This window comes from Kribbella sp. NPDC050820 (genome assembly GCF_040653975.1).
Lineage (GTDB): Bacteria > Actinomycetota > Actinomycetes > Propionibacteriales > Kribbellaceae > Kribbella.
In genome coordinates this window covers 34,258-54,189 of record NZ_JBFAHB010000043.1, presented here as the reverse complement: position 1 = coordinate 54,189, position 19,932 = coordinate 34,258, and the positions used below count along the sequence as shown (strand labels likewise).

21 protein-coding genes are annotated in these 19,932 nt (G+C 69.0%); 4 read left to right on the top strand and 17 right to left on the bottom strand.

Annotated elements, in window-relative coordinates; genetic code table 11:
* Window positions 1-54: 54 nt before the first annotated feature.
* From AB0H36_RS30150 to AB0H36_RS30110, 9 genes are all read right to left on the bottom strand, one after another.
* On the bottom strand, window positions 55-705 hold the full coding sequence (locus AB0H36_RS30150) for a TMEM175 family protein (protein WP_360530926.1): 651 nt from the start codon (window positions 703-705) through the stop codon (window positions 55-57).
* Between the two features lie 127 nt (window positions 706-832).
* Window positions 833-1,030 carry a hypothetical protein gene (locus tag AB0H36_RS30145; protein WP_360530923.1) on the bottom strand — a complete coding sequence of 66 codons (198 nt, stop codon included), beginning with the start codon at window positions 1,028-1,030 and terminating at the stop codon, window positions 833-835.
* A gap of 121 nt (window positions 1,031-1,151) precedes the next feature.
* Complete coding sequence (locus AB0H36_RS30140; protein ID WP_360530920.1) at window positions 1,152-1,802, bottom strand: hypothetical protein; 651 nt, start codon at window positions 1,800-1,802, stop codon at window positions 1,152-1,154.
* A 69-nt stretch (window positions 1,803-1,871) separates the two neighbouring features.
* Entirely contained in the window at window positions 1,872-2,957 is a 1,086-nt protein-coding gene (locus AB0H36_RS30135) for a hypothetical protein (protein ID WP_360530917.1), read from the bottom strand.
* The gene (locus tag AB0H36_RS30130) at window positions 2,954-3,451 is read right to left on the bottom strand and encodes a SigE family RNA polymerase sigma factor (RefSeq protein ID WP_360530914.1); all 498 of its coding nucleotides are present in this window, start codon (window positions 3,449-3,451) and stop codon (window positions 2,954-2,956) included. Before AB0H36_RS30130 ends, AB0H36_RS30135 begins: the two co-directional genes overlap by 4 nt.
* Before the next feature lie 171 nt (window positions 3,452-3,622).
* A complete protein-coding gene (locus AB0H36_RS30125) occupies window positions 3,623-4,420 on the bottom strand; it encodes an ABC transporter permease (RefSeq protein ID WP_360530911.1) in 798 nt (265 codons plus the stop codon).
* Window positions 4,417-5,313 (bottom strand): ATP-binding cassette domain-containing protein, encoded by an 897-nt coding sequence (locus tag AB0H36_RS30120; RefSeq protein WP_360530908.1) that lies wholly within the window; start codon window positions 5,311-5,313, stop codon window positions 4,417-4,419. The genes AB0H36_RS30125 and AB0H36_RS30120 overlap by 4 nt, the downstream gene beginning before the upstream one ends.
* A 141-nt stretch (window positions 5,314-5,454) precedes the next feature.
* Window positions 5,455-6,141, bottom strand: coding sequence for a response regulator transcription factor (locus AB0H36_RS30115; protein ID WP_360530906.1), 687 nt, complete (start codon window positions 6,139-6,141; stop codon window positions 5,455-5,457).
* Window positions 6,138-7,307 carry a sensor histidine kinase gene (locus AB0H36_RS30110; protein ID WP_360530903.1) on the bottom strand — a complete coding sequence of 390 codons (1,170 nt, stop codon included), beginning with the start codon at window positions 7,305-7,307 and terminating at the stop codon, window positions 6,138-6,140. Before AB0H36_RS30110 ends, AB0H36_RS30115 begins: the two co-directional genes overlap by 4 nt.
* Before the next feature lie 157 nt (window positions 7,308-7,464).
* Between AB0H36_RS30110 and AB0H36_RS30105 the strand changes: the two genes are divergently transcribed.
* Complete coding sequence (locus tag AB0H36_RS30105; protein WP_360530900.1) at window positions 7,465-7,638, top strand: hypothetical protein; 174 nt, start codon at window positions 7,465-7,467, stop codon at window positions 7,636-7,638.
* 212 nt (window positions 7,639-7,850) lie between these two features.
* Here the strand turns inward: AB0H36_RS30105 and AB0H36_RS30100 are convergent, their stop codons facing one another.
* Entirely contained in the window at window positions 7,851-8,936 is a 1,086-nt protein-coding gene (locus AB0H36_RS30100) for a hypothetical protein (RefSeq protein ID WP_360530897.1), read from the bottom strand.
* Window positions 8,937-9,171: 235 nt separating this feature from the next.
* Between AB0H36_RS30100 and AB0H36_RS30095 the strand changes: the two genes are divergently transcribed.
* Window positions 9,172-9,777: a hypothetical protein gene (locus AB0H36_RS30095; protein WP_360530894.1), complete on the top strand. Its 606-nt coding sequence runs from the start codon at window positions 9,172-9,174 to the stop codon at window positions 9,775-9,777.
* Here AB0H36_RS30095 and AB0H36_RS30090 read toward each other — a convergent pair whose 3' ends face one another.
* Complete coding sequence (locus tag AB0H36_RS30090) at window positions 9,778-11,184, bottom strand: S8/S53 family peptidase (RefSeq protein WP_360530891.1); 1,407 nt, start codon at window positions 11,182-11,184, stop codon at window positions 9,778-9,780. It lies immediately after the preceding gene.
* Window positions 11,185-11,225: 41 nt separating this feature from the next.
* Here AB0H36_RS30090 and AB0H36_RS30085 point away from each other — a divergent pair, with 41 nt between their 5' ends.
* Entirely contained in the window at window positions 11,226-13,844 is a 2,619-nt protein-coding gene (locus AB0H36_RS30085) for a CHAT domain-containing tetratricopeptide repeat protein (RefSeq protein ID WP_360530888.1), read from the top strand.
* Between the two features lie 8 nt (window positions 13,845-13,852).
* Here AB0H36_RS30085 and AB0H36_RS30080 read toward each other — a convergent pair whose 3' ends face one another.
* Window positions 13,853-14,332 carry a hypothetical protein gene (locus tag AB0H36_RS30080; protein WP_360530885.1) on the bottom strand — a complete coding sequence of 160 codons (480 nt, stop codon included), beginning with the start codon at window positions 14,330-14,332 and terminating at the stop codon, window positions 13,853-13,855.
* Window positions 14,329-14,925, bottom strand: coding sequence for a sigma-70 family RNA polymerase sigma factor (locus tag AB0H36_RS30075; RefSeq protein WP_360530882.1), 597 nt, complete (start codon window positions 14,923-14,925; stop codon window positions 14,329-14,331). The genes AB0H36_RS30080 and AB0H36_RS30075 overlap by 4 nt, the downstream gene beginning before the upstream one ends.
* 298 nt (window positions 14,926-15,223) lie before the next feature.
* On the opposite strand from AB0H36_RS30075, the gene AB0H36_RS30070 reads away from it, so the two are divergent.
* Window positions 15,224-15,781 (top strand): hypothetical protein, encoded by a 558-nt coding sequence (locus AB0H36_RS30070; RefSeq protein ID WP_360530879.1) that lies wholly within the window; start codon window positions 15,224-15,226, stop codon window positions 15,779-15,781.
* Here AB0H36_RS30070 and AB0H36_RS30065 read toward each other — a convergent pair.
* From AB0H36_RS30065 to groL, 4 genes are read right to left on the bottom strand one after another with little or no spacing between them, the layout of a single operon-like run.
* Window positions 15,750-16,115 (bottom strand): metalloregulator ArsR/SmtB family transcription factor, encoded by a 366-nt coding sequence (locus AB0H36_RS30065; RefSeq protein ID WP_360530876.1) that lies wholly within the window; start codon window positions 16,113-16,115, stop codon window positions 15,750-15,752. The two genes, AB0H36_RS30070 and AB0H36_RS30065, sit on opposite strands and share 32 nt — an antisense overlap.
* Window positions 16,115-18,040, bottom strand: a complete 1,926-nt coding sequence (locus AB0H36_RS30060; RefSeq protein ID WP_360530873.1) for a ferrous iron transporter B — start codon at window positions 18,038-18,040, stop codon at window positions 16,115-16,117. Before AB0H36_RS30060 ends, AB0H36_RS30065 begins: the two co-directional genes overlap by 1 nt.
* Entirely contained in the window at window positions 18,037-18,267 is a 231-nt protein-coding gene (locus tag AB0H36_RS30055; protein ID WP_360530870.1) for a FeoA family protein, read from the bottom strand. Before AB0H36_RS30055 ends, AB0H36_RS30060 begins: the two co-directional genes overlap by 4 nt.
* Window positions 18,268-18,270: 3 nt before the next feature.
* Entirely contained in the window at window positions 18,271-19,920 is a 1,650-nt protein-coding gene (gene groL / locus AB0H36_RS30050) for a chaperonin GroEL (protein WP_360530867.1), read from the bottom strand.
* Window positions 19,921-19,932: the final 12 nt, after the last annotated feature.

Sequence of the window (19,932 nt, the reverse complement as noted above, 5' to 3'; positions counted from 1 at the left end):
GAGATGTGTAGATGTCTCAACGCGAGCAGCTTGGGGTCGGCCGAGGTGTGAGGATCAATCGCTTTCAGTGAAGGGTGTGGTCGACGGCGTGCGGTCAGCGCGGACCTGTTCGAAGCCGTAGTACAGGGCGAGCAGGAACTGCACCAGCAAGGTGAGCGGGGCCGATACGAACGACAGGCCGATCGTCAGTGCGTAGAACAGGGTGCCGACCGAGAAGCGGAGAACCGATCTGCGTTGTTGCGCCGGACTCAGGTTGTGATCGACCAGGTGTTTGCGCAGCACGTGCCACCAGATCAGGCTGAACGCGATCGCCGCGAGGGTGAGGTTCGTGCTGTAGACGGCGGCCGCGACGTTGGCGTTGGCGGAGTCGTCCAGCAGGTGCTCCGCGAACAGGTTCGTCGGGAACGGCAGCAGCGCCGTCCAGAGCAGGAGCAGCAGGTTGAGGAACATCAGCTCGCGGTCGGCCCGCTGGATCTGCCGGAACATCGAGTGGTGGTTGACCCACATGATGCCGATGACCGCGAAGCTGGTCAGGTAAGCCGCGAACTGCGGCCACTCATGCAGCAGGGCCGGCCACAGGCCTTCACCAGGATCGAGTTCGGGCGGGTGCAACTCGATCACCAGCAGGGTGATCGCGATCGCGAAGACTCCGTCGCTGAATGCCTCGATCCGGGACGTGTCGGCGAGGTCCGGCTGGGTGGCCACGGCGCGATTGTGACCCCTTCGAGCCGTCCCGCGACAGACTTCGCCACAGCCTAGGCGGAATCGCTGGAGTCCGATCAGACAGCCGGCTGTTCAGTAGGTGATGAAAGCTGTCAGGAGCCCGAAGATTTCACGCGGCGTCGGGACCGAAGACAGCGAACTGCTCGACCGCCTGCCGCAGGCGGATCCGGTCCGGATAGCCGTATGCGGCGCCGACGGAGTACACGTCATGCGGATGCCACTTGACCACGGCGGCGACGTACCACACCGGCTTGCCGGCAGCCAGCAGCGTCACGATCACTTGGTGCTCGGTGGTGGTGGTGAACATCGGAGGCTCCTTCCGCACGGTTCCTCGGGGATATCTCCACGATCGTCCGCACTGTCCTCGCGAGCACTGGCGTTGCCACCCCAACCTCGGTGGACTTAGGTCTACCCGCAGGCGACAGCGGTCAGGACCGCGACTCCGCTGCGAACGGGAACGGCTTCCGGCCGCGGGCCTGGAGCTGATAGCGCTGGTGGAGCACCACGGCGATTGCGAACACCACGGCGGCCACCAGAATCGGCAGCCACAGGGCCCCGCCCGCTATCGCGGCGACCGCGAAGCCGCCGACAGCGCCGAGCAGGACGCTGTTGATCACGCCGACCATGCCGACGGCGCTCAGCACGACCTGCCAGCGCGACCGCAGGTAGCCATCGAGAGCCAGCACGGCGGCGATGTCGTCGGTGGGGGCGGCAACGCCGAGGTAGCCACTGAGCCCGGGAGCCGCTTCGTGGTAGAAGCGCCGGATCCGGTTGATGCGCTGCAGATAGAGCGTGTCCTCGATCGAGGACTGCAGCACGCGCTCGAACGTGACCAGGCCGAGGAAGCTCAGCACCGGGAACAGCACCAGCCCGAACGTCAGCAGCGTGCTCCGCGACGTCTGCCCGGCGAACGCGAGCGCCACCAGGCCGGCCGACACGGCCCCGAGAAAAATGCTGGTACGCCCGTTGGACTCCGAAATGGTGGCCGACCGCGCTGTCTGCAGGTTGAAGTGCTCGGTGGTCATGATCGTGATGGCCGCCTGCGGGTTTTCGGGCAGTGACTCGTACGGATGCTTCATGGCAGGCATCCTTGCCGACGCCTCCGGCCCTGCATAGCTACCACGAAACCCACGCCATGCCTGCCCCGGTCACCGGACGGGTTCGTACACGGCGATATACATCGTGCCCCGGCTGGTCGGTGCGGAGACTACTCGTGCTGTCGCAACGCCCGCCGGCCGTGCGTCCACCGTCCCGGAGACCGGGCCGAAGAAGGGTCCGACGGCCGGAAAGCTGCCATTCCGATCGACCCAGGGATAGCGGCGGCCCTCCGGATCGATGCCCTCCATGCGGAATCGAACCCCGTCGGCGAAATCGGATCCGCCGAGCCGCACGACGAAGCGACGATCAGCCGGCGTCGGGACGCTCACCGTGGCACCCTGCCGGACCGCTGCACTCTTGACGGCTGCGAGCCGGTAGGTCGTGCCGTCGATCTCTTCTACGACCTGGAGTTCATGTCCGGCGACGTGCCGTTCTTCGCCGCGCTCGTAGATGGCGAGAGCGAGACGGACCCGCGAACTCGGCTCCATGCCGCCGGGTTCGGGCGACTTCTTGAAGGAGTAGGTCAACGCCAACGTCGAGCCAACGGTGATGGCACGGCGCTGTTCCAGGTTGGCAAGTCCACGGGCATAGCTGTCCACCGGTAGCACCACCGGGTCGGGCGAGGACGGCGGTGTGCAGGGTCCTGTCATGATCAGCGGTCCTCGCTCGCGTGACAAGGCCACCCAAGGCAGCTCGTTGGGGGTGTCGCGGGGCTGTGGTGCGCCAGGGTCGGCGCAGTACTGATACAGCACGATGTTCGTCGTGGAGACCTTCCAGCGCAGCGTGATCGAGTCCTGGCCGGGCTCGCCGATGACTGCGGCGAGCAGTGTGCGGCCGCCGAAGGTCTTGCGGTAGGTGACGCCGGCCGCTGACACGTCGCCGGGCGGTGGTGACACGATCACGCCTGGCGTCGGGCGGTCGACCGGGTTGTTCGGTCGTGCGCCGTCGTGGTCGAGCAGGGCTGGAGCCGCGAGTGCCAGTGCGGCCACAGCCGCCGCCGCGCCGACGATGACGCCGGTACTGCGGCGCCGGACGATCCGGATCTTGCGCTGAATGCCAGGGAACAGGTCCGGGTCGTTCCGGTCAGCTTCTCGAGAGCGGGTCCGGAGTTCGCCCCGCAGGTCGTCGAGGTTCATCGGTTCGCCTCCTGCCCTGATCGGTCCAGCGCCGGGTCCAGCCGCAACTTGGCAAGCGCCCTGGTGGAATGGCGTTTCACGGTGCCGATCGTGCAGCCGAGGACCCGCGCGGTCTCGGTCTCGGTGAGGTCTTCGTAGAACCTGAGCACGATCACCGCGCGCTGCCGCTTCGGCAGCCGGCGAAGCGCACGCCACAGGTCGCTCCGTTCCTCGGCGCCGGTCGTCGGCTCGCCGGCATCAGGAAGCTCGGCGGTGCTCTGCTCACCGTTCCACCGTCGCCGCCACCACGACGCGTAGGTGTTGACCATGACCTTCCGCACGTAGGGTTCCGGGTCGTCCGCCTCGATCCGGTTCCACACGAACCACGCCTTGGCCAACGCGGTTTGGACCAGGTCCTCGGCCAATGCGTGATCGTGAGTCAGCAGGTACGCCGTACGAAGCAATTGGCGTGACCGTGCCGTGACGAACGCGTCAAATCCCTCCGCTGCCGTCATCGGTCCCCCTGACGCAGGACAAGCCTGCCAACTCCGATGGTCACACCCCACAAGACCGGTTGGAACGAGTGCATGGATGACACAAGCTGCGAAGTTGCGTCGAAGTGACCGGGCTCTGGCCCTGTCGCTGGGTGGGGCGACAGGGCCAGAGGTGGTCGGAGTGGTTCGGGGTCACTTGACCTCGGACTTCATGACCAGGCGGAGGCCGAGGAGAGCCGGCAGGAGGATCCAGGCCGTTGCCGTGACGGCGATGTTGGCCCACTGCTCGGCGGTGAGGGTGCCTTCGAACAGGGCGGCCTGGGCGTAGTTCAGGTCCACCCACGGCTGCAGGTCCCGGAACCGCTCCTGGCTGGAGGCCAGGACTCCGGAGACGGTGGGCAGCAGGAAGGCGTAGACGAAGTACGTCACCAGTGCCCCCGCCGACCTGCGGATCACCATGCCCAGCATGGTGCCGGTCAGCAGGCAGAGCAGGCTGCCCAGCAGGATGTTGAGGGCCTCGGCGAACGACACGTCCCACACCAGGTCCGTCCCGGCGATCGCGGTTCCGATCACGTTGCCGACGGCCCCGATCGCGAAGGCGAACAGCATCGAGACGACGGCCACGGCGACCGACGAGACCACCTTGGCCGCCACGATCCGGGTACGGCGCGGCACCAGCGTGAACGTCGTCAGACCGCTGCGCTGGCTCCACTCGCCGGTGATCGACAGGATCGCGATCATCGGCAGCACCACCGTCATCGGGAATCCGATCGCCTTGGCGAAGGTGTAGTACGTGAGGCTCGCGTCGGGGGCGAACGCGATCGTTCCGATCGTGGTGAGCAGGGCGGTGATGACGATGCTCGCCATCAGCCAGAAGCCTGATCGGGTGTCGAACATCTTGCGCAGTTCGACGCTGACGACGCGTCCGAAGGGTACGGCGCCGACGTCGACGCGCCGGCCTGTCTCGGGGCGGACGGCGATGGCGGTCATGCTGCTTTCCTTTCTCGTTGGGTGTCTGCGGTGAGCTGCAGGAACATCTCCTCCAGCCCGCCGTCGGCGGTGCGCAACTCGACCAGCGCCACGCCTGCTTCCTGAGCCACGCGACCGACCCACTCCGAGGGCGCGTCGGTGCGCAGGGCGCCGTCATCGGAGACGGTGGTGTGGACCCCGGAGGTGTCGAGGGCCCGCTTGAGGGCGTACACGTCCCCGGCCCGGGCGACGGTGCCCGCGGACTGCAGGAGCTGTGCCTTGGCGCCCTGGCAGACGATCTTGCCCTTGCCGATCATCACGATGTCGTCGGCGACGACCTCGATCTCGCGCAACAGGTGCGAGGACAGCAGGACGGTCCCGCCCTGGTCCGCGTAGTCGCGGAGCAGGTCCCGCATCCAGCGGATGCCGGCCGGATCGAGCCCGTTGGCCGGCTCGTCGAGAATCAGCACGGCCGGGTCGCCGATCAGGGCGGTGGCGATGCCGAGCCGCTGACGCATCCCGAGCGAGTAGGTGCCCACCCGGCGGTCCGCCTCGGTCCCGGTGAGGCTGACCAGCTCCAGCAGCTCGTCGACCCGGCGGCTGGGCAGGCCCATCAGCCGCTGAGCGATGGTGAGAGTCTCCCGGCCGGTCCGGCCGGCGTGCTGCGCGGAAGCGTCCAGCATCACGCCGACCTCACGTCCCGGGTTCGGAAGATCCGCGAACCTGCGGCCGGCGATGGTGGCATGTCCGGACGTCGGCGTGGTCAGGCCGACCATCATCCGCATCGAGGTCGACTTGCCGGCCCCGTTCGGGCCGAGGAAACCTGTCACCCGGCCGGGTGGCGCGACGAAACAGATGGAGTCGACGACCGTGTTGGCGCCGTACTTCTTGGACAGCGAGTCGATGGTGATCATTCGCGATTGCTCCTGGCGTGGTTGGGATGGTTGCCCCCGTACCTCAAACGCTAGGAATGCGACGGCCGGAGCGCGTCGTCACGAGGTCGCGATCACCTCAGACCTGCCGACGAGCCGGATGTCCTACTCAAGTAGGAGTTCTCAGCGGGAGCCGTCGGAACCCTGCTGCAGCCCCGGATCGGACGCATCGAACAGGCCCGTCTGATAAGCGAGGACGATCGCCTGCGCGCGGTCGCGCAGGTCGAGCTTCTGCAGCAGGCGGGTGACGTGGGTCTTGACCGTGGTGTCGCTGATGAAGAGTCGCTGCCCGATCTCGGCGTTGGAAAGGCCTTGCGTGATCAGGCGGAACACTTCCAGCTCGCGGGTGGTCAGGGTGTTCACGGCCTTCGGCGGCGCCTGCGGGTGCAGGCGGGTGAAGTGCTGGATCACCCGCTTGGTGATGGTCGGCGACAGCAGCGCATCCCCGCCGGCAACGGTTCGCACCGCGGCGATCAGCTGTTCCGGAGGGTCGTCCTTGAGGACGAACCCACTCGCACCGGCGCGCAGGGCCTGGTAGACGTAGTCGTCGAGGTCGAACGTGGTGAGGATCAGGATCCGCGCGGACGCGTCGGCCGCCAGGATCCGCCGGGTCGCCTCGAGCCCGTCGAGCTCTGGCATCCGGATGTCCATCAGGATGACGTTCGGGTGGAACCGGGCCGCCTGGGCCACCGCCTCGCGGCCGTTGCTCGCCTCCGCCACGACCTCCAGGTCGGGTTCGTCGGCCAGCAGCAGCCGGAATCCCGCCCGGACCATCGACTGGTCGTCGACCACGAGAACGCGGATGGTCATCTGGCACCGCCGTCCAATGGAAGCCGCGCGCGGAGCACGAAGCCGCCGGTCCGCGCGGTGCCCGCGGTCATGTCCCCGCCGAAGATCTTGACCCGCTCGCGGACACCGACCAGTCCGTGGCCGAGACCGGCTTCGGCGGAGGGACCGCCCGGGCCGTCGTCGCGCACCTCGAGCAGGAGCTCTGTCGCGGAATAGTCCACGTCCACCTCCGCGTGGCTGGCGCGGGAGTGCTTGAGGGCGTTGGTGAGTCCCTCCTGCACGATGCGGTAGGCAGAGAGGTCGAGGCCGGGCGGCAGCGGGAACGGTTCACCCCGGATCTCGAGCTTCACCGGGAGCCCCGCAGCCCGTACGTCGTCCGCGAGTGCGTCGAGGTTGTCGAGTCCAGGGTGCGGCAGGAGCTCGAGCTCGTCCCCGTCCTGCCGCATCGCACTGAGCAGGCGACGCATCTCGGCGAGCGCCGTACGTCCGGCGTGCTCGACGTTCCGCAGGGTCTCCCGATCCTCCGTGTCGGTCAGGGGCATCCGGTGCCGCACGGCCCCCACCTGGAGAACCATCACGCTGACGGCGTGCGCGACGACGTCGTGGAGCTCTCGAGCGATCCGGCCGCGCTCCTCGGCCACCGCGACGCGAGCCGCCGCCTCCCGCTCCCGCTCGGCCCGAGTCGCGCGCTCCTCGGCAGCCTCGGTCCGCTCGGTGCGCTGCCGCAGCGCGAAGCCGAGGAGCCAGCCGATCGCGAACAGCACCGGCGTGAAGATGATGTCGCCGCGCTGGTGAAGCGGGTCGTTGTAGATGACGATCGCGGCGCCGCTGAGCACGATCGCCAGGCCGATGCGTGCCTGGCGATCGCTGCGGGAGTTGCCGAGCAGCAGGGCAGCGCCCATTCCCGCGAGGAAGAGCCCGGCCTTGTCGACGATGAGCCGGCCGTCCGCGAACGACACCGCCGCACTCGCCAACCAGGTGACCGCCGGCGCGGCGAACGGGAAACGGCGGCGTGCAAGCAGGGTCAGGACGATCGCAGCGACCACCAGCACCTCGAGCCACAGCAACACGCCGGTCGGGCGACCCGGGGCGTCGCTCAGCGCCGTAGCGATCGCGCTCTCGACCGCCGCGATCACAATCAGCAGGTCGAGACCGTACCTCGAGAAGAACAGCCGCGCTCGGCTCACCTCGTCAACGTACGACAGCACAACGTTGTCTGCGTCCTACCAAGGTAGTACTGCCGTTCATCGCTTGGTGCCCGCACGAACACGGCCTTCCGACGACGCGCCGCCGGGTGCCCGCCGCCTAGCGTCGTGACCATCGGAACCCGAGGAGGTGGACGAGATGGCAGGATCGTTGATCGTCGAGGTCGAGACCGGTATCTGGACCGGTTCGATCCACCCGCACAACGGCTACTACGCCGGCGACTTCAGCGACGCCCCCGCGCCCACCCGGACCGACCTGGACGCGATGACCGCCGTCTGCCGCGACCTGACCCAGGCGCACCCGCACTCCTGACCAAGAGGACTGACTGCGGTCAGCAGTCCCGGTGGAGGTCCTCGACGATCCAACGGCTCGGGGCGCTTGCCGCGCGTACTGCGATTCGCATGTCTCCTCCATGAGATCGGTAAGCGATATCCAGCGGCGTTGAGTACGCGAGGCGTCGGCTTTTGGTTCAAGGAGGAACTGACGGGCGGGTCGGGCCCCCACCACTCGACCCGCCCGCAGGCTTAGTGGGCTACTCGTTCGGAGTGGAGCGCGTTGAGGCGTTGGGCGGCAGTGCGTTCCTCGGGGGTTACGCAGATGTGGTCGCCGGGGACGGCTTCGCGCCAGACGTAGCCTTCGACGCAGGTGCCGTTGGCGGTGGCGAGGTGGGCTCGGATGTGGGCGGCGTTCTGTTGCTGGGTCAGGGCCCGCTCGTCGGGGGTCACGCAGACCGTGTCGTCGGGGGTCGCACGTCGGAAGAGGTAACCGCTCAGGCAGGTGCCGGTTTCGGAGCCGGTGGCGTTGCCGGTGATGGTGACGCGGCGTTCGACGTTGCCGGGATCCAGGCGTACGACGAGGACGGCTTCGTGGGCCCCTAGTCCCATCGGTTCGAAGCGCAGCCGGATCGAGCACGCCGTGCCTGGCTTCAGGGTGCCGTTGCAGACCTTGGTGAGGGTGAAGGCGGAAGCCTGGTCGCCGTCGAGGCTGACGGTGGCGATCTGGACGTTGGTGGTGCCGGTGTTGCGGATGCCGATCTGCTTGCAGGCCTTGGCCTCCCCGGCCGGGACGTCGGGGCATTGCCGGTTCGCCGGCAGCTCGACCAGCTCTGATGATGAGGGTTTGGGGGTCGGAGAGGGTGTCCTCGTCGGTTCCGACGTCGGCTGAGAGGTCGGTGCAGAGGTCGGCTGGGATGTCGGCTGGCGGATCGTCGTGGGCTTCCCGGCGGGCGCCGCCTGGACCTGCGGTGGTGTTGGGGTCGGGCTGCGTTTGGTGGTCACGAAGGTGCCGGAGCCAGTGGCAGTCAGGGATCCGTTGCCCGCGATCGCCTCTGGAATCGTGAACCCGCTGATGGTGATCAGGAGTGCGACCGCGCTCAGCGAAGCGATGCCGATCGTCCGGGCCAGCCCTGGTCCCTGCGTGCTGATGACGGCCACGACCAGCGGGCTCAGCGCGGCGCCCAGCACCGTCGCGGTCCGTCCCGCGCCCAGCGCCGGAACGATCGCCGAGCAAACGACCGACGCGAGGACGGCGAAGAACAGCGACTTGCCGCTGAAGGCATGCGTGTCCTTGATCTGCCGGCTGAGCGGCCGCCGGTTCTGCTGCGGTTCCATGGTTCTCCACACCGTCTTCCACATGGTCTTTCACCCCCGAAGACAGCCTTCGCCGACCGGAGGCGTGACCACCGTTTCAAATACGTGGTCAAGCCGATGTATTTGGCGACCGGTTCGCGACTCCGACTATCGAGTCCGGGGGGAGGGCTGGCGCGGTGCGCGGGTCGCCTGGTGACACACCAGGGGGAGGCGGCCCCGCACCACGTCGGAGAACCAAGGAAACAGAGGGATCGACGTGACCACCACAGCAGCACCGGGTCCGCGCCCGCGGCGCGGGCCGGCGATGAAGCCGTTCACCCGGCGGATGATCGGCACGATCAACTTCGCCGAGGCCGTCCTGACCCTGGTCGGGCTCGTCGCCGCGTACGGGATCGCCGAGCGGCTGGTGTCCGCGCAGGAGCTCGCCGGGCCGGACCTGGTCGCGACCCGGACGGTGCACTGGTGGGGACCCGACTTCACCACCACCTTGAACATGTCGCTGCTGATCGTCGGGGCAGCGGCCGGCGCCGTCGGCAGCGTCATCCACCAGAGCATGGTCTTCGCACAGCGAGCCGGTCTGGAGACCCTCGAACGCGGGTTCGTGTGGTGGTACCTGCTCCGCCCGGTCTGGTCCGCACTGCTCGGCGCGGTCGTCGTCGTTGCCTTCAACACCGGTCTGATCAGCATCGGCGACGAGACGACCTCCACGGCCGGCGTGACGGTCCTGGTGATGGCGGGGTGCCTGGCCGGCCTGTTCACCGACCAGGCGATGCGCCGGCTCCGGCCGATGCTGGGCGCGACCCCGCCCGAGGAGACCCAGGTCCCCGACGACGAGACGACCCCGAGCGCCGACCGGCGCTGACTACTCCGGCAGCAGCACGGCACCGACACCATGTTGGGCCGCCGCCTGTGCCTCGGCGATGAGGGCGGCGGCCGCGTCCTGGCCGTTCTCACCGGTCCGCGACATCCGGGCCGCGATCAACCCCGAGACGACCGGCGTGCTGAACGACGTACCACTCCACTTCGCGATCCCGTAGAACTGCTCGACCCGTCCGGTGGCGTCGTGCGGTGGCTCGGTGTACGTGTAGGTCCCGACCGGGAACGCGTTCACCAGGTCCTGGCCGGGCGCGTAGACGTCGACCCAGCCGCCGAAGTTGCTGAAGTCCGCGCGGCCGCGCCAGTACGTGCCGAGCGCGCCGACGGACACCGTGTACGGCGCCGCCGCCGGCCAGAACGGCTTCCGGTCACTGTCGTTGCCCGCCGCAACCACCATGACGACGCCCTTGTGGTGGCTCAGCCGGCGTCCGTGGAACACCGGGAAGGTGAGCAGCCCGGTCGCGTCGTACGTGTAGGTCCCGGCCGACATGCTGATGATGTCGGGGTGGTGTTCCTCGAGCACGTCGTCCAGCGCCTGCACCAGATCGGATTCCAGCACCCCGTCCCCGAAGCCGAACACCCGCTTGACGTAGACCTCGGCAAGCGGCGCGATGGAGCGGATGATCCCGGCGATGAACGTCCCGTGCCCGGCGTAGGTGTCGATGGTCGTGCCGTTCGCACCGAGGTCGTCGTCACCTTCCACGCCTTGCAGCCACCGGCTCCGTTCCCGGGCCGACTCGTCGAGACCGGTGTCGACGACGACCACCTTCACGCCCTCGCCGGCGCAGCGGTCGGAGCTGAGGCTGGGGTACGGCGCACTGCCGGCCGGCATCGGTTCGGGTTCGGACGCCGGGCAGCCGCCGCCGTTGCCGGTGATGTGCACGAGGTGGTTCAGGTTGGCCGCACCGGCGCCGAGCCCGGTGATGGTGACGATCGGCCGGTCCTCGTCATCCGCTGACCCCTCGGTCTGCTCCGGACTGCCTTCCTGCTGGGGACGGTTGATCGGGACGGCGCCGCCGTCGCGGATCAGGTTCAGCACCTGGATCGTGTCCAGCTGCGGGTTGATGTCCGTGCGGAGGCGGATCAGCCGGACACCGGAGATGATCGGCTGCGGCCGCCGGTCGTCGTCGATCGGGAACAGGAACAGCCGTTCGAGGATGACCCGCACCTTGTCGAAGTACTCCTCGCGGACGAGCACGGCGCCCTTCTCGTACAGGAAGTCCGCACCTTCCTCGGTCCGGCGGCTCCTCCCCTCGTCCACCTTCCGCGGTTGCTCGGCGTCGCGGTCGAACTTGTCGCGCAGCCGGGCCCGCTGAACGCCCTGCCGTGTCTTGGTCAGGTCCTCCGTCGCTGCAGGCTCGTCCCCGGTGCCGGTCGCGTCGTTCGATGCCATTGGCCCTCCCAGTTCCCCATCGAGTTCCTTAGACTCCTTGAATGTCAGCCGACCGTGGACAGCAAGGTCACGAGTACCTGCTACCGCTCGCGCTGTCCCGGCCCGCCGAGGCCTTCACCTCCGCCACCGCGCTGCTCGACGGGTCGCCGGATGCCGTGACCGCGTCGATCGCTCACCAGGCCAAGGCGATCGTGTTGCGCGACTCCGGCCGCCAGGCCGAGGCAGTCGCCGAGCTCCGCCGTGCCCTGCGCCAGGCCGAGAAGTCGGCGGACCCGGGTCGCATCGCGGACGTCCAGGCCACCCTCGGGCTCACCCTCGGTCTCGGCGGCAAACCGAAGGAGGGCCTCGCCGCGCTGGACCAGGCGATCGCCAACAGCAGAGGGCTCGCCGCCGGCCGGGTGCTGACCCGCCGTGGCTACCTGCTCCGCGTCGTCGGCCGGTACGACGAAGCGCTCACCGACCTGCGCCAGGCCATCACGCTGCTGCGTCGTGGCGGCGACCAGGTCTGGGAGGCCCGCGCCCGCACTCACCGGTTCCTCGTGTACGCCGCCATGGGCCAGGCTGCCCACGCCGACCGCGACCTGGTGGTGGCCGAACGTCTGTCGGCGGCCACCGGGCAGGAGCTGGAGTCGGCGATGCTCGTGCACAACCGCGCGGACGTGGCGTTCCAAGCCGGCGATCTGCCCGCGGCGCTCGGCTTCCTCGACGAGGCGGCTGCCCGCTACGCCGCGCTGCAGACCGAGTGGACCAGTCTCGAGATCGACCGCTGCGCCGTACTGCTCGCTGCCGGTCTGGCGACCGAAGCGGTCACCGCGACCGAACATGTCCTGCAGGACCACCTGCATCGCCGCAGCAAAGGGGCCGAGACGGCGGAGCTGCTGTTCGCCGCGGCGCAGGCCGCGCTGGCCGCCGGCCGACTCGAACTTGCCGAGGAACGCGCACTGGCCGCTGCCGAACTCTTCCGGCGACAGGACCGGCAAGGCTGGCTCGCCCGCGCGACCTTCGTCATGATCCAAGCGCAGTACGACGCCGGAAAGCATGGTGCCCGCCTCACTGCCAAGGCCGGACGACTCGCCGACCAACTCGACGAGCTGAACGCTTCGGAAGCACCCGCGGCGCACCTGCTGGCCGGTCACCTCGCTGCCGCCGACGGCCACCCCGACGACGCCGACCGACACCTCGCCCGCGCGGCACGCTTCCGCCACCGAGGTCCCACCTTCGGTCATGCGGCCGGCTGGCTTGCGCAAGCGCTGCGCGCCGAGGGTCGCGGAGCCACGGCGGCGACTCTGATCGCCTGCCGGCACGGGCTCGAAGCGGCCGCCGACCATCAGCGATCCCTGGCCGCGCCGGAGTTGCGCGCACACGCCGCGGGCTACGGCATCGAACTCGCCGCCCTGGCGCAACGGCACGCCGTACGACGGGACGACGCGCGGATGCTGTTGCGCTGGAGCGAGCAGTGGCGGGCCAGTGCGCTCGCCTTGCCGCCGGTCCGGCCGCCGGACGATCCCGAGCTGGCGGCGGACCTCGCGGCGCTGCGCAACGTCGCGCGCCGACTGGACGCGGCGCTCGGCGCGGACGGCGACACCGATCGCCTCCGGCTCGAAAGCGGCCGGCTCGAGTCGTCCATCCGGGCGCGGACCAGGCGCCTGCGCGCTCGCGAGTCCGATGCGCAGCACCGCGACACCACGGCCGACGTCGGCGCCGTGGTCGACGGACTCGGTGACCATCGGCTGGTCGAGCTCGCCGCCGTCGACGGCCTGCTCTACGCGATCACAGTCGTCGGGCGGCGGGTGCGGATGTACCCGGTCGGACCGGTCGGGACCGCCGTCCGGGAGCTCGAGCTCGCTCTGTTCATGCTGCGTCGGCTCGCCCATGGCCGGGCGCCGGCTGGGGCTCTCGAACGACTGGATGCTGCTGGGCTGCGGTTGCAGCAGGTGCTGCTGGGGCCGGCCGCTGATGATCTCGACGACGGGCCCGTCCTCGTCGTACCGCCGGCGGCGTTGCACGCGGTGCCCTGGGCGATGTTGCCGGCGTTGCGATCGAGTCCGGTCGTCGTCGCGCCCTCGGCGTCGGTCTGGCTGCGGGCCGGTCAGCTGCCGGTCCCCCGGCAGCGCCGGGTCGCGCTCGTCGTCGGCCCCGGCCTCGACGGTGGGCGGAGCGAGATGAAGGAGATCGGGCGCGAGTACCCCGGTTCGGTCGTCCTCACCGACGGGCAGGCCACGGCCGACAACACCCTCACCGCACTCGACGGCGCCTGGACCGCACACATCGCGGCCCACGGACTCTTCCGGCGCGACAACCCGCTGTTCTCCGCGATCGCGTTGGACGACGGGCCGCTGACGCTCTACGACCTCGGCAGGCTCCGGCGCGCGCCGCTGCGACTCGTGCTGTCCAGCTGCGAGTCCGGCGTCGCGGCTCCGATCGGCGCGGACGAGCTGCTCGGCGCAGTGTCCGCGTTGGTCCCGCTCGGGACCGCCAGCCTGCTGGCCAGTGTCGTCCCGGTCAACGACAAGACGACCGCTGCGCTGATGGTCGACTTCCACCAGCAGCTGCGTGATCGGGCCTCGTTCGGCGTCGCGCTGAACGAAGCCCGCAGCAAGGTCGGCGACGACCCGGTCGCGGTCGCGACGGCCTTGTCGTTCGTCGCGCTCGGCCGGTGAGAGGGCCGTCACAGGTTGACCCAGGAGGTGGTGACCGGACTCCCGCGGACAGATCGGCACCTGATCCGCACCGGACCACCTCGCCTCCGATCGAGCAGGAAGCGCCCGAGCTCGTCCAACTCCAGCGCCTCGCGGCGACCGTCGCCGTACTCGAGCTCACAGCCGTCCGGCGATGCGCCGATGAGTTGCCCGATGACCGTCAGCCCGTCGTCGCCAGGCACGATCTCCAGCTCGGCCCGGACCCCACCACCCTCGAATGACAGCAGCCGGTCCGCGGTCGCGTCCGGTGTCGCTCGTCGTACGACGTCGTACTGCAGGTCCGGCGTGGTTCCGGAGGAGTCGGCGATCAACTCGGCGAGCTCACCGTCGAGGTCGTGCATCCTGATCGCCTCGCGCGCTGCGGCGCTGATCACCTCGGGCACCGGATCCGCCTCGTTGGCGACCTGTCGCAACCACGCCAGCAGCGCCTCGTCTCGGTCGGCGCTCATCGGAGGTCACCGCCCGCCTCGGTCATGCTGGGGTCGAACGGGTAGGAGCCGGTCGCCATGATTTCGCGGAGCGACGTCAGGCACCGCTGCCGGGTCGGGCCGACACTTCCGAGCGGCATGTCCAGCGCGGCCGCGACTTCGGTGTAGCTGGGTGGCGGGTCAGCCAGCAGGACCCGCAGAAGCGTTTGGCAGCGCGGCTTCAGGGACCGGAAGGCTCGCCATAGGGCGGAGTCCTGCTCGCGTTGCAGCAACCCGTCGTCCAGCGGGTCTGCGTCATCCGCGAAGTCTTCCCACGTCTCGGAGACGACCACCTTGGATCGGCGCCGCAACGCCGCAAGGCACTCGCGCCGCATCGTGGTGGCGAGCCAGCTTCCGATGCTCTCCGGCTGCCGAACGGTGTCGATCCGCTCGACCAGGCGCAGCCACGTGGTCTGGATGGCGTCGGCCGCATCCTCCTGGTTCAGTCGCATTCCGCGCGCGATGTACCACAGCAGATTCGTGTAGCGATCCGTCAGCGCTGCCCAGGCGGCAGGGTCGTCGGACCGCACTCCTGCGACCAGCGCAGGATTGTCGAGCTGCCGTTTCTGGTCCATCGCAGTGGCCCCCGGACGGTCGGCTGCCATTCGCCCCCTCCGGCATTCTTGCCGAGAACAACAGGACCGTCCATGGGCTGCACTTCGCCCGCACCGCTGCCGGCGGCGGGCGGTGACGGCGGTGACGCACGTCGGTCTGGCCATCTCGAACCTCCTTGCGATCGCCGTAATGCCGACAAGAGGCCGAGCCGCTCTTTCTGATACCAGTTCCGCCGAAAACATGCGTTTGAGCGATCTCGATTCCGGTGGTATTTCAGGCCCGCTCCGGCCCTCCGCACTGTGAAAAGGGGAGGAGCAAATGAGCACACAGAACCCCAGACCGCCGGCGAAAGAGAACTGGTGGACCCGCATCGGCACGATGGGCCAGGCACTGACCGCCGTCATCGGCCTGATCGCCGCCTTGGTGCCGATCCTGGTGAAGACCGGGCTCCCCGGCCGGGCCGAGGACGACGCGACGCCGCCGCGGACCCAGATCGTCACCACCGCCCCACAGCAGACCCTGCAGCCGGTGGCGCCGACGCAGAAGCGGCAGATCAGCCTGACCGTCTCCGACCAGCTCACCGAAGGCGCCGAAGAAGAGGTGATCCTGATCAGCCTGGAGGGCAAGCAGGTGGCCCGCCTGCACGCGACCCGCGAGCGGCCGATCGTGACCAAGCGGATCACCGCGACGAAGGCCGGCAACTACAGCTACGTCCTCGACGCCTCGATCAGGTGGTACGACGCAACCGGCGCCGAGCACCTGACCAACGCCACCGGCCGCGGCAGCGTCGCCATCCACGACGGCATGCGCCTGGACGTCTACCTCCACGAAGAGCCGAAAGGCTTCAGCCTCTCACTCCAGTCAGCCGCCGAGTAACCACCTCCCGCTCGAGCAGCGGCGGGTTCGGGGCGAGGGTGCCCGATGGGGTGATGTGGGCGAGGATCTGGTCGACCAGGGTGAGGATGTGGGGGTCGTCGACGGTGTAGATCTGGCGGCGGCCTTCGCGGCGGGCGGTGATGAGGCCGGCCAGGCGGAGTTTGGCCAGGTGCTGGCTTGCGGTGGTGATACTGACGCCGGCCCGGTCGGCCAGGGTGCCGACGTCGTACTCGCCGTCGATCGCGAGCCAGAGCAGGTGCAGCCGGACCGGCGCGACCAGGAGCGCGAGCGTGCGGGCCGCGGCGTCGAGTTGGAGTCGGGTCGGCTCGGTCATCACTGGATCCAGTGCGCCAGGCGGGTCGTCGAGAAGGTGACCAGGAAGGCCAGCGACAACGGCAGCAGGGTGGCCGTCGCGGTCCACTTCCGGCTCCGGGTCTCCTTCCAGATCGTCAGGATCGTCGTACTGCACGGGTTGTGCAGCAGGGTGAACAGCATCAGGTTGACCGCGGTCAGCACCGTCCAGCCACCGGCGACCAGGACCGCGCCGGCCTCGGCGTCGCCGAGTTCGAGCATCACGCCGTTCGCAGCGCCGTACTCGAGTGGGCCCAGTGTCATCGTCAGCATCAGGATGGTCGGGATGATGATCTCGTTGGCCGGGATCGCGACGACGTACGCGAGCAGGATGATGCCGTTGAGGCCGATTGCGAGACCGAGCGGGTCGAGGCCGTGGGCGAGGTGGCCGGCGATGGTCGCGTCGCCGATGGACACGTTGCCGATCAGCCAGATCACCGCGCCGGCCGGCGCCGCCATCACGATCGCGCGCCACAGCACCTTGAGCGTGCGGTCGATGACGCTGGTGTAGATCGTGCGCAGGACCTGCGGCGGCCGGTACGGCGGAAGCTCCAGCGAGTACACCGACGTCGTACCGCGCAGCACCGTCTTCGACAGTCCCCACGAGACCACGAGCGTCGTGACGATCCCGAGTACGGCGACCAGCACCACACTCCCGGCCGCCACCAGCCCGGCCGCGGCCGGAGACACCAGAGTCCCGATGAACACCGTGCCCATCAGGATCAGCGTCGGCCAGCGCCCGTTGCAGATGCTGAAGTTGTTGGTGACGATCGCGATCATGCGTTCCCGCGGACTGTCGATGATCCGGGTCGCGGTCACCCCGGCTGCGTTGCAGCCGTACCCCATCATCATCGACAGCGACTGCTTGCCGTGCGCACCGGCCGCCGCGAACAGGCGGTCCAGGTTGAAAGCCACCCGCGGCAGATACCCGAAGTCCTCCAGCAGTGTGAACAACGGGAAGAAGATCGCCATCGGCGGCAGCATCACCGCGATCACCCACGCCGTGCCCAGGTAGATGCCGTCCGCAACGAGTCCGGTGACCCACCACGGTGCACCGTCGAGCAACTCCCGCACGACCGCGTGCCCGTCCTGCACCAGCACCCGATACAGGAAGTCGGACGGTACGGCGGCCCCGGTGATCGTGAACCAGAAGACGCCGAAGAACAGCAGTCCCATCACCGCGAAGCCCCAGACCCGATGCGTCAGCGCCCGGTCCAACAGCCGGTCGAACGTCAGCCGCGACTGCCCGTCCACGGTCCGCCGAGCGATCCGGGCCGCCTCGGCGAACAACGCCACCACCGCCTCGTCCTCCCCCTCACCATCCGGGCGAGGCCGGCGCCGCGGAGCCACAGCCCCGCGTGCCACCAAGTCGATCGACTCCTTCAGGTCCGCGATCCCCCGCCCCCGCCGAGCCGCCATCGCCACCACCGGTACGCCGAGCTCGCGCGCAAGGTGCCTGGTGTCGACCGAGATCCCGTGTCGCTCGGCCTCGTCGACCAGGTTGACCGCGACCACGACCCGGCTGGTCATCTGCAGGATCTGCAGCACCAACGCGAGGTTGCGCTCCAGCCGGGTCGCATCCACCACCACGACGGTCACATCCGGCGCCCCGTGCTCGAGGTACTCCCGCGCGACCTCCTCCTCACCGCCGGTCGATCGCAGCGAGTACACCCCGGGCAAGTCGACCACCTTGTACCTGTGGTCGTCGTATCCGTAGAGACCTTCTGCTCGCGTGACCGTCGTACCCGGCCAGTTCCCTGCCCGCTGCCGCAGCCCGGTCAGCGCGTTGAACACCGTGCTCTTCCCGGTGTTCGGGTTGCCGGCGACCGCGACGACGAAGTCGTGGCCACCGGCAACCACCTGCAACCGCTGCGGATTCAGCCCACAACTCCCACAGTCGTGACTCATGTTTTCACCAGTTCGACATGAATCGCGCGGGCCTGGGAGCGGCGGAGGACTATCAGGCTTTCGCAGACCAGGTAGGCCGTGGGGTCGCCGAGCGGGCTGGTCAGGTCGGGGCGGACCTTTCTGCCGGGGAGTACGCCGAGGTCCATCAGCCGGTGGCGTTCGGCGCCGCGGGTGTCCAGTGCGGTGATCACCGCACTGGAGCCGCGTGGGAGCTGGTCGAGGGTCATGGCTCAGTAGATGTTGGAGGGCCGGACCATGCCTTCGGCCAGGTCGCCGAAGCCGGGGGCGAGGATCTCGCCGGGGTGGCCCATGACCTCCTCCACCACAGCGGTCTCGGTGGTGATCAGCAGCGCCGCGATCGACGCCGCGCTCTCCAGGGCCGCGCGGGTGACCTTGAGCGGGTCCATCACGCCCTCGTCGAACATGTCGCCGTAGTGGCCGGTCAGCGCGTTGAACCCGTGGCCCAACGGGAGATCGGCGACTCGCGCGACCACCTCGTCGCCGTCGTACCCGGCGTTGATCGCGATCCAGCGCAGCGGCTCGGGCAGCGCCCGGCGAACCACCTCGCGACCGACCGCGTCGTCGTCGAGCAACTCGACCCGCGACACCGCGTCCTGCGCCTGGACGAGCGCCGTACCGCCGCCGGCCACCACGCCCTCCTCGAGCGCGGCCTGGGTTGCGGCGAGCGAGTCCTCGACCCGGAGCATCCGCTCCTTGAGCTCGACACTCGTCGCGCCGCCGACCCGGATGACGGCCACCCGGCCGGACAGCCGGGCCAGCCGGAGCTGGAGGTTGTCCTGGTCCGCCTCGATCCGGGCGCGCTCGAACTGGGTCTCCAGCTGGCGCAGCCGGGCCTCGACCGCTCGCTCGTCGCCGTGACCGCCGACGATCGTCGTGCTGTTCTCGGTGATCGTGATCCGGTCGCACGACCCGAGGTGCTCGAGCGCGACCTCGTTGAGCTCGAGGCCGGTGTCGTTGGCGATCACGTGTCCGCCGAGCGCCACCGCGAGGTCTTCCAGCTCCGCAACCCGGCGATGACCGAAGCCAGGAGCGCGTACGACGACCGACCGCATCGTGTTGTGCATGTTGCCGCCGACGAGCAGCTGCAGCGCAGGCCCGGTGACGTCCTCGGCGAGCACGACCAGCGGCCGGTCGGCGCGCTTGGCCACCTCGACGGCCGGCATGATCTCCTGCACCTGCGTGATCTTCTTGTTGGTGAGCACGATGACCGGGTTCTCGTACACGGTCTCCATCCGCTCCTTGTCGGTGACCATGTACATCGAGATGTAGCCGTGGTCGAACTCGATCCCGTCGACCACCTCGACCGACAGCCCGATCGAGTCCGACTCCTCGGTGGTGACGACGCCGTTGCGGCCGACCCGCTCGACCGCCTCCGCGATCACCTCGCCGATCGACTCGTCGTCACTGGCCGCCAGCGTCGCGATGTGCCGCAGGTCCTGCTTGCCGCCGACCTCGGCGGCCCACGACCGCAGCGTCTCGACCACGACCGGGACGGTCTGCTCGATGCCCCGCCGTACCCGCATCGGATTGGCGCCGGCATCGACCGCGCGCAGGCCTTCGCGGACCATTGCCTGGGCGAGCACGGTGGCGGTCGTGGTTCCGTCGCCGACCACGCCGTTGGTCTTCATCGCGACTTCCTTGACCAGCTGCGCGCCCATGTTGGCGAACGGCTCGCGCAGCTGGATCTCCCGGGCGATCGTGACCCCGTCGTTGGTGATGGTCGGCGGCCCGGTGAGCTTCTCCAGGACGGCGTTGCGCCCCTTCGGACCCAGTGTCACCTTGATCGCGTCGGCCAGGGAGTTCACCCCGGACTCGAGCAACCGTCGTGCTTCCTCGTTGAACCTCAGTTCCTTGGCCATGGTCGAGCCGCC

Excerpts from the sequence above, each read along its gene's own strand:
- AB0H36_RS30135 (WP_360530917.1), bottom strand. The coding sequence starts at position 2,957 with ATGAACCTCGACGACCTGCGGGGCGAACTCCGGACCCGCTCTCGAGAA.
- AB0H36_RS30075 (WP_360530882.1), bottom strand. The coding sequence starts at position 14,925 with ATGGACCAGAAACGGCAGCTCGACAATCCTGCGCTGGTCGCAGGAGTG.
- AB0H36_RS30090 (WP_360530891.1), bottom strand. The coding sequence starts at position 11,184 with ATGGCATCGAACGACGCGACCGGCACCGGGGACGAGCCTGCAGCGACG.
- AB0H36_RS30070 (WP_360530879.1), top strand. The coding sequence starts at position 15,224 with ATGAGCACACAGAACCCCAGACCGCCGGCGAAAGAGAACTGGTGGACC.
- AB0H36_RS30100 (WP_360530897.1), bottom strand. The coding sequence starts at position 8,936 with ATGGAACCGCAGCAGAACCGGCGGCCGCTCAGCCGGCAGATCAAGGAC.
- AB0H36_RS30130 (WP_360530914.1), bottom strand. The coding sequence starts at position 3,451 with ATGACGGCAGCGGAGGGATTTGACGCGTTCGTCACGGCACGGTCACGC.
- AB0H36_RS30065 (WP_360530876.1), bottom strand. The coding sequence starts at position 16,115 with ATGACCGAGCCGACCCGACTCCAACTCGACGCCGCGGCCCGCACGCTC.
- AB0H36_RS30120 (WP_360530908.1), bottom strand. The coding sequence starts at position 5,313 with ATGATCACCATCGACTCGCTGTCCAAGAAGTACGGCGCCAACACGGTC.
- AB0H36_RS30125 (WP_360530911.1), bottom strand. The coding sequence starts at position 4,420 with ATGACCGCCATCGCCGTCCGCCCCGAGACAGGCCGGCGCGTCGACGTC.
- AB0H36_RS30085 (WP_360530888.1), top strand. The coding sequence starts at position 11,226 with ATGTCAGCCGACCGTGGACAGCAAGGTCACGAGTACCTGCTACCGCTC.
- AB0H36_RS30055 (WP_360530870.1), bottom strand. The coding sequence starts at position 18,267 with ATGACCCTCGACCAGCTCCCACGCGGCTCCAGTGCGGTGATCACCGCA.
- AB0H36_RS30145 (WP_360530923.1), bottom strand. The coding sequence starts at position 1,030 with ATGTTCACCACCACCACCGAGCACCAAGTGATCGTGACGCTGCTGGCT.
- AB0H36_RS30105 (WP_360530900.1), top strand. The coding sequence starts at position 7,465 with ATGGCAGGATCGTTGATCGTCGAGGTCGAGACCGGTATCTGGACCGGT.
- AB0H36_RS30060 (WP_360530873.1), bottom strand. The coding sequence starts at position 18,040 with ATGAGTCACGACTGTGGGAGTTGTGGGCTGAATCCGCAGCGGTTGCAG.
- AB0H36_RS30115 (WP_360530906.1), bottom strand. The coding sequence starts at position 6,141 with ATGACCATCCGCGTTCTCGTGGTCGACGACCAGTCGATGGTCCGGGCG.
- AB0H36_RS30140 (WP_360530920.1), bottom strand. The coding sequence starts at position 1,802 with ATGAAGCATCCGTACGAGTCACTGCCCGAAAACCCGCAGGCGGCCATC.
- AB0H36_RS30080 (WP_360530885.1), bottom strand. The coding sequence starts at position 14,332 with ATGAGCGCCGACCGAGACGAGGCGCTGCTGGCGTGGTTGCGACAGGTC.
- groL (WP_360530867.1), bottom strand. The coding sequence starts at position 19,920 with ATGGCCAAGGAACTGAGGTTCAACGAGGAAGCACGACGGTTGCTCGAG.